We start from the raw sequence: 12,427 nt of genomic DNA on the forward strand, positions 1-12,427 counted from the left end.
GCGATCTCCGCGTACGCCGCCGGACGCACCCCCACCACCCCACGGCACCCCCCCGCCGCCAGACGCACCCCCACCGCCCCACGACAAACCCCCACCACCGCACGACGCCCCCCACGCCGCGAGAGACCCGGCCTCTACCGCACCCAACAGGAGTCAGGCGGGCGGGGCGGGGGAAGCGGCAAGGGCAAGGGTCCGGCATGATCTGAACCCTGACCGTGTTTCGGGCGGGTGCGCCGCCGCCCGGACGAGGCGGGGGCCGCGAGCCGGGTCCCCGCGCAGACCGGCGAAAGAGAAGAGGGAGTACGCGATGAGCGCACCCGACAGCGCGAGCCACCGTCCCGGCGAGCCCGAGAAGGCGGCCGCGGCGTTGAGCGCGGACCGCAGCCTCGGCCAGCTCGTGTCCAACGCGGTCTCCGAACTGTCCGCGCTGGTGCACGACGAGATCGCGCTCGCCAAGGTGCAGATCATGAAGGACGTGAAGAAGGGGCTGGTCGGCAGCGCGGCGTTCATCGTCGCGCTGGTCCTGGCCCTCTTCTCGCTCCCGATGCTGAGCTTCGCGCTCGCCTACGGCATCCGGGCCTGGAGCGGCTGGCACATCTCCGTCTGCTTCCTGCTCTCCTTCGCCGCGAGCCTCGTCGTGGCCGGGCTCTTCGCCCTCATCGGCCTGGTCTTCTTCAAGAAGGCTCAGAAGGGCAGGGGCCCGCAGAAGGCCGCCGAGGCCGCGAAGACCGATGCCGCGGTCCTCTCCAACGCCAAGCCGCACCCGCGTCCCGAGACGCCGGAGCTGGAGCAGTTCCCGCCGCTTCAGCAGAAGGGCGGCGAGGAGGCGGAGGGAGCCTCCGCTGTGGCACGCTCCTCCTCATGACGGCTACCGACCCCCGTTCGGCGCAATCCGCCCCCACGATCCGGATCGACGGTCCCTGGACCCACCGGGACGTGGCGGCGAACGGCGCGCGCTTCCACATCGCGGAGGTGGGCGAGGGGCCGCTCGTCATGCTCGTGCACGGCTTCCCGCAGTTCTGGTGGACGTGGCGCGAGCAGCTCACCGCGCTCGCCGCCGCCGGGTACCGGGCGGTCGCGATGGACCTGCGCGGGGTCGGCGGCAGCGACCGCACGCCGCGCGGTTACGACCCGGCGAACCTCGCGCTCGACATCACCGGCGTGATCCGCTCGCTCGGCGAGCCGGACGCGGCGCTCGTCGGGCACGACCTCGGCGGCTATCTCGCCTGGACGGCGGCGGTGATGCGGCCCAAGCTGGTGCGCCGGCTCGTCGTCTCCTCCATGCCGCACCCGCGCCGCTGGCGCTCGGCGATGCTCAGGGACCCGAGGCAGTCCGCCGCCGGCTCGTACGTGTGGGGCTTCCAGCGCCCCTGGGTCCCGGAGCGGCAGCTCGTCGCCGGCGAGGGCGCGCTCGTCGGGGAGCTGCTGCGGGACTGGTCCGGGCCGAGCATCCCGGACGACAAGACGGTCGATGTCTACCGCAGGGCGATGTGCGTCCCCTCGACGGCGCACTGCGCGGTGGAGCCGTACCGCTGGCTCGTGCGCTCGCTCGCGCGGCCCGACGGTGTGCAGTTCTACCGGCGGATGAAGCGGCCCGTACGGGTCCCGACGCTGCACCTGCACGGGGCGCTCGACCCGGTGCTGCGCACCCGCTCGGCGGCCGGTTCGGGCGAGTACGTCGAGGCCCCGTACCGCTGGCGGCTCTACGACGGGCTCGGGCACTTCCCGCACGAGGAGGACCCGCTCGGCTTCAACCGCGAGCTGATCGACTGGCTGCGGGACCCGGAACCGGACCGCTGAGGCGAGTCCGGAAGCCGATCACCGGACGCGGGTCCGGGACCGGATCGCCGTCACAGGCCCGGAACGCGACCGCTGACGCGCGTCCCGGGGCGTGCGCCCCCCGCGCCGCCGTGTGCTCCCCTTCTCCGGTCCGTCGGGCCCCACCCGTACCGCTCAGCGGACGGGGCCGCCTGACGATCGAACAGGTGTTGCCAACCGCATAGGCCAATGAGGTGCCGGGAGTGCGATTAGCGACCATGGGAGCAGGGCAGGGACGGGGTATGGGCTGGACGCACGACTACAGTGACGCAGCACGCGACCGCCGCTCAGTCTCCGCGCTGAGCAGCCACGAGGGGGCGGGGCCGCTGGGTTCCGGCGCACCGCATCCCTCCCCGGACGGGGTCAACATCCCCCTCATCCTCCGCCGCCGGGCCCGCTGGGTCTCGGCCCGTCTGAGGCACACGCGCGACTGAACCGCCCCGGCGCCCACGCCAGGGCCCGGCCGGGGAGCACGGAGGCGCGGGGGCGCACACCCCGCGTACGGCAGCCGCAGGACGGTGCCGGTCTCCGCGTACGGTCGGCAGGACGCGCCGCCACCGCGAGCGCGCCTGCCCCGCTTCCCGGGCCGCATCTCCCGTACGTACGAGCGCACACGGCCCCGCCCCACGTGATCCGTGACGGCGGGGCCTGCGCCCGCCGTCAGAGCGCGCAGCTCTCCGTGTCGACGCGCTGGGTCGCCGTGCGGCCCTGGGTGATGTCGTCGCGTACCTCGTCGGCGGTGAGGGCGTAGCCGGTGTCGGGGTCGTCGAGCGATTTGGCGAAGACGACCCCGTAGACGCGGCCTTCCGTCGTGAGGAGCGGGCCGCCGGAGTTGCCCTGGCGGACGGTGGCGTAGAGCGAGTAGACGTCGCGGCTCACCGTGCCCCGGTGGTAGATGTCGGGGCCTGTCGGGGTGATGCGGCTGCGGACGCGGGCGGGGCGGACGTCGTAGTCGCCGTTCTCGGGGAACCCGGCGACGATCGCACCGTCGCCCGCTTTCGCGTCACCGTCCGTGAAGCGCAGCGAGGGCGCGGGCAGCCCGGGGACGTCGAGGACCGCGATATCGCGCTTCCAGTCGTAGAGCACGACCGTCGCGTCGTAGCGCCTGCCCTGGCCGCCGATCTGGACGGTCGGTTCGCCGACTCCGCCGACGACGTGCGCGTTGGTCATCACGCGGTCCTTGGCGAAGACGAAACCGGAGCCCTCCAGGACCTTGCCGCAGCCGGAGGCGGTGCCGACGACCTTGACGATCGACTGCTTCGCCGTCCGCGCGACCTGACTGTTCGCCAGGGCCGCGTCCGGTGGGTCGACGGGCTTGATCGGCTCGTTCGAGAAGGGGCTGAAGACCTGCGGGAAGCCGTTCTGCGCGAGGACCGAGCGGAAGTCGGAGAACCAGTTGTCCGCCTCCTGGGGCATGGCCTGCGAGACGCCGAGGAGGACCTTGGAGTTGCGGACCTGCTTGCCGAGCGTGGGCAGCGTCGTCTGCGCGAGGAGCGAGCCGAGGAGCCAGGCGACGAGGAGCATCGCGAGGACGTTGACGACGGCGCCGCCGGTCGCGTCGAGCGCGCGCGCGGGACTCCACGTGATGTGGGTGCGCAGTTTGTTGCCGAGGTGGGTGGTGAACGCCTGGCCCGTGGAGGCGCACACGATGACGACGATCACCCCGACCACGACGGCGGTCGTGCTCGCCTCCGAGTTGTCCGTCAGCGCGTCCCAGAGCACGGGCAGTACCCACACGGCGAGGAGCCCGCCACCGAGGAAGCCGATCACCGACAGGATGCCGACGACGAAACCCTGGCGGTAGCCCACGATCGCGAACCACACGGCGGCGGCCAGCAAGAAGAAGTCCAGCGCGTTCACCGGGACACCCTGTCATGCGTGCCGGTCGAGTGAGACCCGCTTCCCCCTGTCCCATGGTCGCTCCCAGCCCGCGAAGTGCAGCAGGCGGTCGATGACTCCGGCGGTGAAACCCCAGACCAGAGCGTTACGGACGAGGAAAGCGGGGCCTTCGTGGCCGCGTGGATGGACCGCGACGGCACGGTGCGCGGGGTCCGTGAGTTCGCTCACCGGCACCGAGAAGACGCGTGCGGTCTCCCCCGGGTCGACGGCCCGGACGGGGCTGGGCTCGCGCCACCAGCCGAGCACGGGGGCCACGACGAAGCGGGTCAGCGGGATGTAGAGGCGTGGCAGGACGCCGAAGAGCTGGACGCCCGCGGGGTCGAGCCCGGTCTCCTCCTCGGCCTCGCGGAGCGCGGCGCGCAACGGCCCGGTGGTGAGCGGGTCGCCGTCGGCCGGGTCGAGGGAGCCGCCGGGGAAGGAGGGCTGGCCCGCGTGGGCGCGCAGAGAGGAGGCTCGCTCGGTGAGCAGCAGCTCGGGGCCGTCCTCGCCCTCGCCGAGCAGGATGAGCACCGCCGACTGCCGGCCCCCGCCGTCCGCCGGTGGCAGGAAGGCGCTGAGCTGCTCGCCCCGTACCGTCCGCACCGCCGCCACGACCGGGTCGAGCCAACGGGGCAGGCCCTCGGTGGTCAGGACGGGGGCGGGGGACGCGGGTGGGCCGTGGAGGGGGGCGGGGGCCGGAGGTCGCTCGGGGAGGGGGCCCGGGCGGAGGGCCTCCGGTGCGAGGGGGCCGGGCGGGAGGGCGGCTTCGGAGTGCGCGGCTTCCGAGTGCGGGGCTTCGGCGTGCGGGGCGGGGGTCGCGTACGTACCGGTGCTGCCGTGGCCGTTCTCGTACGTGCCATTGGCCTGTCCGCCTTGGTGCCTGGGCTGCCCGCCTTCGTACGGCCCGCGCGCGTGCTCGTGCGTGCTCTTTCCCTCCTTTCGCGTGCCGCCGTTGTCGCCGGGGGCCGCCGGCTTGTCGGTGCGGAACTCGCTCTCGGTGCTCAGGGTCGATTCACCACCAGTTCTCCTTCCGGCGGGGCCGGTCGTCGTTTCGTCGTCTTCACCTGCTCCAACGTCTGTGCGAGCTCGCGGTGTTCCGGGGACAGGGGAGACGCGGGTGCACGGGGAGCGCGGGGGCGCGTACGAGCCCCTAGGGGGCGCCCCTGAGACGTATCAGGGCCGCCCCGGGGTCCGTCAGCCGCCCAGGGGTGGCGCGGGGGGACCCGGGAAGTCGGCGGGGGGCTTCAGGCGCTGGCCCGGCATGCCGCCCTTCTCGTACTTGAGGAGCTTCTCCGCCTTCTCCGGGTCGGTCTCGCCCTCGCCGTACGAGGGACAGAGCGGCGCCACCGGGCAGGCCCCGCAGGCGGGGCGGCGGGAGTGGCAGATGCGGCGGCCGTGGAAGATGACGCGGTGCGAGAGCATCGTCCACTCGCTCGGGTCGAAGATCGCGGCGACGTCGGACTCGACCTTCACCGGGTCCTCGGACGTCGTCCACTTCCAGCGGCGTGCGAGGCGGCCGAAGTGGGTGTCGACAGTGATCCCAGGTACCCCAAAAGCATTGCCAAGTACGACAAAAGCTGTCTTCCTGCCCACTCCGGGCAGCTTCACGAGCGCGTCGACGGTGGCCGGGACCTCGCCGTCGAAGTCGTCGCGGAGCGCGGCCGAGAGACCGAGCAGCGAGCGGGCCTTGGCCCGGAAGAAGCCGGTGGGCCGGATCAGCTCCTCCAGTTCCTCGGGGACCGCCGCCGCCATGTCCTCGGGGGTCGGGTACTTCGCGAAGAGCGCCGGAGTCGTCTGGTTGACCCGCAGGTCGGTGGTCTGCGCGGAGAGGACGGTGGCGACGAGGAGCTGGAAGGGGTCCTCGAAGTCCAGCTCGGGGTGCGCGTAGGGGTAGGTCTCGGCGAGCACCTCATTGATGGCGTGCGCGCGCTCGACCATGGCGGCACGGGACTCGCGCTTGGCGAAGCCGGGGGGCTTGGGGGCGGCCTTCTTGGCGGGGGCCTTCTTGGCGGGGGCCTTCTTGGCGGGGGTCTTCTTCGCCGCCGTCTTCTTGGCGGTCGCCTTCTTCGCGGGCGCCTTCTTGGCCGCCGTCTTCTTCGCGGTCGCCTTCTTGGCCGCCGTCTTCCTGACAGGGGCCGTCTCCCCCGCCGCCTTCTCCCCCGCCGCCTTCTCCGCTGCCGTCTTCTTCGTCGTCACCCGGCTGACCTCCGTGCCCTCCACCGACGTCGCGCGCCTGCTCGCGGCGATCGCCCGTCCCGTTCCGTACCGGCCCGATCCTGCTCGTACGACCACTGACGGCCCTATCCCCGTCGCGTTCGCTCTCAGCGGAACGTGCTGGTCGGAGCCGTATCGCGGGTGCCTCGGCCTGCCGCGTACAGCCAGGCCTCGCGGACACCCGCTCAGCCTACGGCCGGGTACTGACATCTGCCGCCGAGCACGGGGTACGCCACTCCCACGGCCCCCCTGACGCACAGGACCGAGCATCTGTGCGGCACACTTGTGACTGATCACACTGTTTGGCACGTCCGGCACAATGGGAGATGACCAGTCCCCCTGAGCAGCCGACAAGGAGAGAACTCGTGGATGACGTTCTGCGGCGCGCACCGCTGTTCGCGGCGCTCGATGACGAACAGGCGGCGGAGCTCCGCGCCTCCATGAGTGAGGTGACGCTGGCCCGCGGGGAGTCCCTCTTCCACGAGGGCGAGCCGGGCGACCGCCTCTATGTCGTGACGGAGGGCAAGGTCAAGCTGCACCGCACCTCGCCCGACGGCCGCGAGAACATGCTCGCGGTGCTCGGTCCCGGCGAGCTGATCGGCGAGCTGTCGCTCTTCGACCCCGGCCCGCGCACGGCGACGGCGTCCGCGCTGACCGAGGTGAAGCTGCTCGGCCTGGGGCACAACGACCTCCAGCCCTGGCTCAGCGGGCGTCCCGAGGTCGCCGCCGCCCTGCTGCGCGCGGTGGCGCGCCGGCTGCGCAAGACCAACGACCAGATGTCCGACCTGGTCTTCTCCGATGTGCCGGGCCGCGTCGCCCGCGCGCTCCTCGACCTGTCGCGCCGCTTCGGTGTGCAGTCGGAGGAGGGCATCCACGTCGTGCACGACCTGACGCAGGAGGAGCTGGCGCAGCTCGTCGGCGCCTCGCGCGAGACGGTCAACAAGGCGCTCGCGGACTTCGCCGGGCGCGGCTGGCTGCGGCTGGAGGCGCGCGCGGTGATCCTGCTGGACGTGGAACGGCTGGCGAAGCGGTCGCGCTGAGGCGGTGAGGTCTGTACGGGGCTTGATTTCGTACGTACGAGAGGCGGCCGTCCCCGGGTGGGGGCGGCCGCCTCTCGTGTGCGCGGGGCCTGTCTCCCGATGCCGGACGTATGTGCGGATGATCGGGGCGGTCGTTGTGATCATCGGCCCGGTTCCATGGCGCTTTTCGGCGTTCGTACGACTTCGGCTGTGGACAACTTGGCCCAAGTCGCGAAGGCGCTCACTCGCACGAGTGAGGCCGTGTGCGGGTTTCCCGGAGTTATCCACAGATGGGGGGAAGTGGCGGGGGTGGGGGTGCGGGGTGCGGAAGAATTGATGTCGGGGAGCCCCCCCTTTGGGTGGGTGGGGGCTGTCTTTTTACGGGGCCCCGCACACCCCCCTCACCCCACCCCCCGCCCCCGCAGGTACTCCAACTGCGCCCCCACCGACCACTCCGCCGCCGGCCACAGCGACCGGTCCACATCCGCGTACACCCGGGCCACCACCTGCGGCGCCGTCGTCAGCCCCGCCCGGACCGCTTCCTCGACCTGCGCCAGGCGGGCCGCGCGGTGCGCGAGGTAGTACTCGATCACCCCGCGCGCGTCGTCCAGGACCGGGCCGTGGCCCGGCAGGACGGTGTCCACGCCGTCGTCCGTCGCGAGCGTCCGCAGCCGCCGCAGCGAGTCGAGGTAGTCCCCGAGCCGCCCGTCCGGGTGCGCCACCACCGTCGTACCGCGCCCGAGCACCGTGTCCCCCGTGAGGACGGCACGGTCCGCCGGGAGGTGGAAGCAGAGCGAGTCGCCCGTATGGCCCGGGGTCGGGACGACGCGCAGTTCCAGGCCGCCCGTCGTGACGACGTCGCCCGCCGCGAGCCCCTCCTCGCCGAGCCGCAGCGCCGGGTCGAGCGCGCGCACCGGGCTCCCGGTGAGTTCCGCGAAGCGCGCCGCGCCCTCCGCGTGGTCGGGATGGCCGTGCGTGAGCAGCGTCAGCGCGACGCGCTGCCCGGCGCGTTCGGCCGTGGCCATGACGTTCGCCAGGTGGCCCTCGTCGAGCGGCCCCGGGTCGATGACGACCGCGAGGCCGGACCCGGGCTCGGCGACGATCCACGTGTTCGTGCCGTCGAGTGTCATCGCCGAGGGGTTCGGCGCGAGGACGTTGACCGCGCGCGCCGTCGCCGGTCCGCTCGTCACGGCCCCGCGCGGGCTCCCCGGCAGCGCGGGTACGGCGCTCACGCCTCCCCGCCCTCGCCGGCCGAACCCCCCTCGGCCGGTCCCCCGCCCGACGCCCTCGCGTCCGGCACCCGCCGCGTGAACTCCTCGTGCCCCGGCCACGTCAGGACCACCTCGTCCCCGTCGAGCCGCGCCTGTGCCAGTACGGGCTTGAGCGCGCGTCCCTCCAGGTCGGCCATGACCCCGGGCAGGGAGCCGTAGGGGACGAGGTCGCGCAGGGTCGCGACGGTGGGCGGCATCATCTGGAGCACGCCCTCCTCGTACCGGTGCAGGGCGTCCACCGGGCGCACCCACTCGGTGCGGTCGGCCTCCGTGGAGACCTCGCGGGTGCGCTGGCCCTCGGGGAGCGCGGCGACGAAGAACCACGTGTCGTAGCGCCGCGCCTCGAACTCGGGCGTGACCCAGCGCGCCCAGCCGCCGAGCAGATCGCTGCGCAGCACGAGCGCGTGCCGGTTGAGGAAGTCGGCGAACGAGGTCTCGTGCGCGACGAGCGCCGCGCGCTCCGCCTCCCACCCGGGCCCCGAGACGTCCGCGACGACCGTCTCCGCGTCCGGGCCCGCGAGCAGCACCCCGCACTCCTCGAAGGTCTCGCGCACCGCCGCGCACACCACGGCCCGCGCCGCGCCCTCCTCGTCGAGCCCGAGGCGCTCCGCCCAAGCGGCGGGCGAGGGACCCGCCCAGCCCACGGCCGTCTCGCTGTCGCGCGGGTCCACACCGCCGCCCGGGTACGCGTACGCACCGGCCGCGAACGCCATCGACGCGCGCCGCCGCAGCATGTGCACGAGGAGCCCGCCGGGGCCCTCGGGCGCCTCGCGCAGCAGCAGTACGGTGGCGGCGCGGCGCGGGGTCACGGGGACGAGGTCACCGCGCGCGTGGGCGCGGATACGGTCCGGCCAGTCGGCGGGGAACCACTGTGTGCCGGTGCTCTTGCCTGCACGTTCGCTCATGCTCGGAGGCTAACGCCTCTCGCGCGGGAGTTCGAAGGGCCGGCCGTCGCGCGGACACCCGCCCCGCCCCCGGCCGTCGCGCGGACACCCGCCCCGCCCCGGGAAGGCGCGCCGTACCGGGAGGCGCGCCGTACCGCCGGCCGGAAGCGCTACCCCTCCAGCTCCACGATCAGCTCGACCTCCACGGGCGCGTCCAGCGGCAGGACCGCGACGCCCACCGCGCTGCGCGCGTGCACGCCCTTCTCGCCGAAGACCTCGCCGAGCAGCTCGCTCGCCCCGTTGAGGACCCCCGGCTGTCCCGTGAAGTCCGGGGCCGAGGCCACGAAGCCGGTGACCTTCACCACGCGCGCGACGCGGTCGAGGTCCCCCGCCACCGAGCGCACCGCGGCGAGCGCGTTGAGCGCGCTGATCCGTGCGAGTGCCTTCGCCTCCTCGGCGGTGACCTCCGCACCGACCTTCCCGGTCGTCGGGAGCGTGCCCTCCACCATCGGCAGTTGCCCGGCGGTGTACACGTACACGCCGCTGCGCACGGCCGGCTGGTACGCGGCGAGCGGCGCCGCGACCTCCGGCAGCGTCAGGCCCAGCTCCGCGAGGCGTGCCTCGGCCGCGCTCACGCCTGCTTCTCGCGCTTCATGTAGGCCACGGGGTTCTCCCAGCCGTTGGGGCCGGGGATCACGGTGACCAGCTCCCAGCCGTCCAGGCCGAAGTTGTCGAGGATGGCCTTGGTGTTGTGCGAGAGGAGCGGCGCGGTGAGGTATTCCCAAGTCTTCATGCGGCGACTTTAACGGCCCGCACGTGAGCGGCGGAAACCCACGCGGCAGGCGACGCCCCCACCCCCGCGCGCCCCCTCCCCCGACCGCCCGCGCTCCCCCTTCGCGCCCCCCAGTTCGCGCCCGCCCGCCCGCCGCGCGCCGCGACGTTCTAGGCTCGCGCTGTGAGCAGGCTCCAGGTCGTCAGCGGGAAGGGCGGGACCGGCAAGACGACGGTCGCCGCCGCGCTCGCGCTCGCCCTCGCCACCGAGGGCAGGCGCACTCTCCTCGTCGAGGTCGAGGGCAGGCAGGGCATCGCGCAGGTCTTCGACACCGAGCCGCTGCCGTACGGGGAGCACAAGATCGCCGTCGCGCCCGGGGGCGGCGAGGTCTTCGCGCTCGCGATCGACCCCGAGCTGGCGCTCCTCGACTACCTCCAGATGTTCTACCGGCTCGGCAGCGCGGGCCGCGCCCTGAGGAAGATGGGCGCGATCGACTTCGCGACCACCGTCGCGCCCGGCGTCCGCGACGTCCTCCTCACCGGCAAGGCCGCCGAGGCCGTCCGCCGCAAGGACAAGCAGGGGCGGCACGTGTACGACCACGTCGTGATGGACGCCCCGCCCACCGGGCGGATCACGCGCTTCCTCGGCGTCAACGACGAGGTCGCCGGGCTCGCCAGGATCGGCCCCGTCCACCACCAGGCCCAGTCCGTCATGCACCTGCTCAAGTCCCCGAGCACCGCCGTGCACCTCGTGACGCTCCTGGAGGAGATGCCGGTGCAGGAGACGGCGGACGGGATCGCCGAGCTGCGCGGCGCGGGGCTCCCGGTGGGCCGGGTCCTCGTCAACATGGTCCGCCCGGCCCCGCTGTCCCCCGAGACCCTGGCCCGGGACGTCCCGCGCGCCGCGCTCGAAGCGGCCCTCACGGCCGCCGGGCTGCCGCGTGCCGAGACGCTCGCCGGGCCGCTGCTCGCGCTCGGTGCGGAGTACGGGGAGCGCCACGCCCTGGAGAGCGCCCAGCGCGCGCGCCTCACCGCGCTCGGCCGCCCCGTCCACGAACTGCCCCTCGCCCCGGACGGCATGGACCTCGCCGCCGTCTACCGGATGGCGAAGGACCTGCGCGGACAGGGCGTGACGGAGGAGATCCCGAGGAGGACCCCATGAGCCTCGACGCCGCCCCCGCTCTGGAGGTCGATCCGCTCATCGACGACCCCGCGACCCGCATCCTCGTGTGCTGCGGCTCCGGCGGCGTCGGCAAGACGACGACCGCGGCGGCGCTCGGGCTGCGCGCCGCCGAGCGGGGCCGCAAGGCCGTCGTCCTCACGATCGACCCGGCGCGCCGCCTCGCCCAGTCCATGGGCATCGACGCGCTCGACAACACCCCGCGCCGCGTCCCCGGCACGAAGGGCGACGGCGAACTCCACGCCATGATGCTCGACATGAAGCGCACCTTCGACGAGATCGTCGAGGCGCACGCCGAGCCCGCCCGCGCTCGCGCGATCCTGGAGAACCCCTTCTACCAGTCGCTCTCGGCCGGATTCGCCGGTACGCAGGAGTACATGGCGATGGAGAAGCTCGGCCAGCTCCGGGCCGGAGAGCAGTGGGACCTCATCGTCGTCGACACGCCGCCCTCGCGCTCCGCGCTCGACTTCCTCGACGCCCCGAAGAACCTCGGCTCCTTCCTCGACGGAAAGTTCCTCCGCGTCCTCATGGCCCCGGCGAAGGCGGGCGGGCGCGCGGGCATGAAGTTCCTCAACGCCGGGATGTCGCTCATGACGGGCACGCTCGGCAAGCTCCTCGGCGGCCAGTTCCTCGCCGACGTACAGACCTTCGTCGCCGCGATGGACACGATGTTCGGCGGTTTCCGCGCCCGCGCCGACGCCACCTACCAGCTCCTCCAAGCCCCCGGCACCGCCTTCCTCGTCGTCGCCGCGCCCGAGCGCGACGCGCTGCGCGAGGCCGCCTACTTCGTACGCAGGCTCGCCGACGACGGGATGCCGCTCGCCGGTCTCGTCCTCAACCGCGTCCACGGCGGCGGCCCCGCCGGGCTCACCGCGGAGCGCGCGCTGAGCGCCGCGGAAAATCTTGAAGAAGGCGGCATTGTGGATCAGTTGGGCGGGAAAGCTGGTCTGCGTAACACCCGGGACACCACCGGTGACGCCCTCAACTCCCCCGAGGGCCAAGCCGGTTCACCGGTCACAACCGAAGACTTGAGCCACGCGTCCGAAGCCGCTCAGCCCCCCGGCACCCCTGAGGCCGCCGCCCTCGCGGCCGGTCTGCTGCGCCTGCACGCCGAGCGCGCCCGCCGACGCGCGCGCGAGGCCCGCACCCGCGACCGCTTCACCGCGCTCCACCCCGAGGTCCCGGTCGCCGAGGTCCCCGCGCTCGCGGGCGACGTCCACGACCTCACGGGATTGCGCACGGTCGCAAAACGGCTGGCCGGAGAGGGCTGAACCCCTCGCGTCAGGCGGGAAACGCGCCCACGGACCGCGCCCTCCACGCCGCTCGCGCGAAGGCCGGTCCGCAGGTACGGGCCGGAAAGCGGCGGTACGAGGCGAAGGACCGTACCGGAAA

At 73.3% G+C, this 12,427-nt stretch carries 13 protein-coding genes; 6 read left to right on the forward strand and 7 right to left on the reverse strand.

Annotated elements, in window-relative coordinates; translation table 11 throughout:
• The first annotated feature begins 307 nt into the window (after positions 1–307).
• The 3 genes from ACIP4O_RS25980 (at position 308) to ACIP4O_RS25990 (ending at position 2,252) form a co-directional block, all read left to right on the forward strand.
• Entirely contained in the window at positions 308–865 is a 558-nt protein-coding gene (locus ACIP4O_RS25980; RefSeq protein ID WP_361323787.1) for a phage holin family protein, read from the forward strand.
• Complete coding sequence (locus tag ACIP4O_RS25985) at positions 862–1,800, forward strand: alpha/beta fold hydrolase (protein ID WP_401577990.1); 939 nt, start codon at positions 862–864, stop codon at positions 1,798–1,800. The genes ACIP4O_RS25980 and ACIP4O_RS25985 overlap by 4 nt, the downstream gene beginning before the upstream one ends.
• A gap of 260 nt (positions 1,801–2,060) precedes the next feature.
• On the forward strand, positions 2,061–2,252 hold the full coding sequence (locus ACIP4O_RS25990) for a hypothetical protein (protein ID WP_093815638.1): 192 nt from the start codon (positions 2,061–2,063) through the stop codon (positions 2,250–2,252).
• A gap of 226 nt (positions 2,253–2,478) precedes the next feature.
• Here the strand turns inward: ACIP4O_RS25990 and ACIP4O_RS25995 are convergent, their stop codons facing one another.
• From ACIP4O_RS25995 to nth, 3 genes are all read right to left on the reverse strand, one after another.
• Complete coding sequence (locus ACIP4O_RS25995) at positions 2,479–3,678, reverse strand: MarP family serine protease (RefSeq protein WP_361323793.1); 1,200 nt, start codon at positions 3,676–3,678, stop codon at positions 2,479–2,481.
• Between the two features lie 12 nt (positions 3,679–3,690).
• Entirely contained in the window at positions 3,691–4,347 is a 657-nt protein-coding gene (locus ACIP4O_RS26000; protein WP_401578175.1) for an NUDIX hydrolase, read from the reverse strand.
• Positions 4,348–4,890: 543 nt separating this feature from the next.
• Positions 4,891–5,892, reverse strand: coding sequence for an endonuclease III (nth, locus tag ACIP4O_RS26005; RefSeq protein ID WP_401577993.1), 1,002 nt, complete (start codon positions 5,890–5,892; stop codon positions 4,891–4,893).
• 383 nt (positions 5,893–6,275) lie between these two features.
• On the opposite strand from nth, the gene ACIP4O_RS26010 reads away from it, so the two are divergent.
• On the forward strand, positions 6,276–6,950 hold the full coding sequence (locus tag ACIP4O_RS26010) for a Crp/Fnr family transcriptional regulator (RefSeq protein WP_007823925.1): 675 nt from the start codon (positions 6,276–6,278) through the stop codon (positions 6,948–6,950).
• A 380-nt stretch (positions 6,951–7,330) separates the two neighbouring features.
• Here the strand turns inward: ACIP4O_RS26010 and ACIP4O_RS26015 are convergent, their stop codons facing one another.
• The 4 genes from ACIP4O_RS26015 to ACIP4O_RS26030 form a co-directional block, all read right to left on the reverse strand.
• The gene (locus ACIP4O_RS26015; protein ID WP_401577995.1) at positions 7,331–8,161 is read right to left on the reverse strand and encodes an MBL fold metallo-hydrolase; all 831 of its coding nucleotides are present in this window, start codon (positions 8,159–8,161) and stop codon (positions 7,331–7,333) included.
• Entirely contained in the window at positions 8,158–9,105 is a 948-nt protein-coding gene (locus tag ACIP4O_RS26020; protein WP_401577997.1) for an NUDIX hydrolase, read from the reverse strand. Before ACIP4O_RS26020 ends, ACIP4O_RS26015 begins: the two co-directional genes overlap by 4 nt.
• A gap of 149 nt (positions 9,106–9,254) precedes the next feature.
• On the reverse strand, positions 9,255–9,719 hold the full coding sequence (locus ACIP4O_RS26025) for a RidA family protein (RefSeq protein WP_401577999.1): 465 nt from the start codon (positions 9,717–9,719) through the stop codon (positions 9,255–9,257).
• Positions 9,716–9,877, reverse strand: a complete 162-nt coding sequence (locus ACIP4O_RS26030) for a hypothetical protein (protein WP_007823934.1) — start codon at positions 9,875–9,877, stop codon at positions 9,716–9,718. The genes ACIP4O_RS26025 and ACIP4O_RS26030 overlap by 4 nt, the downstream gene beginning before the upstream one ends.
• Before the next feature lie 162 nt (positions 9,878–10,039).
• Here ACIP4O_RS26030 and ACIP4O_RS26035 point away from each other — a divergent pair, with 162 nt between their 5' ends.
• Complete coding sequence (locus tag ACIP4O_RS26035; RefSeq protein WP_401578001.1) at positions 10,040–11,017, forward strand: ArsA family ATPase; 978 nt, start codon at positions 10,040–10,042, stop codon at positions 11,015–11,017.
• Complete coding sequence (locus ACIP4O_RS26040; RefSeq protein ID WP_401578003.1) at positions 11,014–12,306, forward strand: ArsA family ATPase; 1,293 nt, start codon at positions 11,014–11,016, stop codon at positions 12,304–12,306. Before ACIP4O_RS26035 ends, ACIP4O_RS26040 begins: the two co-directional genes overlap by 4 nt.
• Positions 12,307–12,427: the final 121 nt, after the last annotated feature.

The organism is Streptomyces sp. NPDC088923 (genome assembly GCF_044749745.1).
Lineage (GTDB): Bacteria > Actinomycetota > Actinomycetes > Streptomycetales > Streptomycetaceae > Streptomyces.

Coding starts and splice junctions, on each gene's coding strand:
- ACIP4O_RS25980 (WP_361323787.1), top strand. CDS start 308: ATGAGCGCACCCGACAGCGCGAGCCACCGTCCCGGCGAGCCCGAGAAG.
- ACIP4O_RS25985 (WP_401577990.1), top strand. CDS start 862: ATGACGGCTACCGACCCCCGTTCGGCGCAATCCGCCCCCACGATCCGG.
- ACIP4O_RS25990 (WP_093815638.1), top strand. CDS start 2,061: ATGGGCTGGACGCACGACTACAGTGACGCAGCACGCGACCGCCGCTCA.
- ACIP4O_RS26020 (WP_401577997.1), bottom strand. CDS start 9,105: ATGAGCGAACGTGCAGGCAAGAGCACCGGCACACAGTGGTTCCCCGCC.
- ACIP4O_RS26030 (WP_007823934.1), bottom strand. CDS start 9,877: ATGAAGACTTGGGAATACCTCACCGCGCCGCTCCTCTCGCACAACACC.
- ACIP4O_RS26040 (WP_401578003.1), top strand. CDS start 11,014: ATGAGCCTCGACGCCGCCCCCGCTCTGGAGGTCGATCCGCTCATCGAC.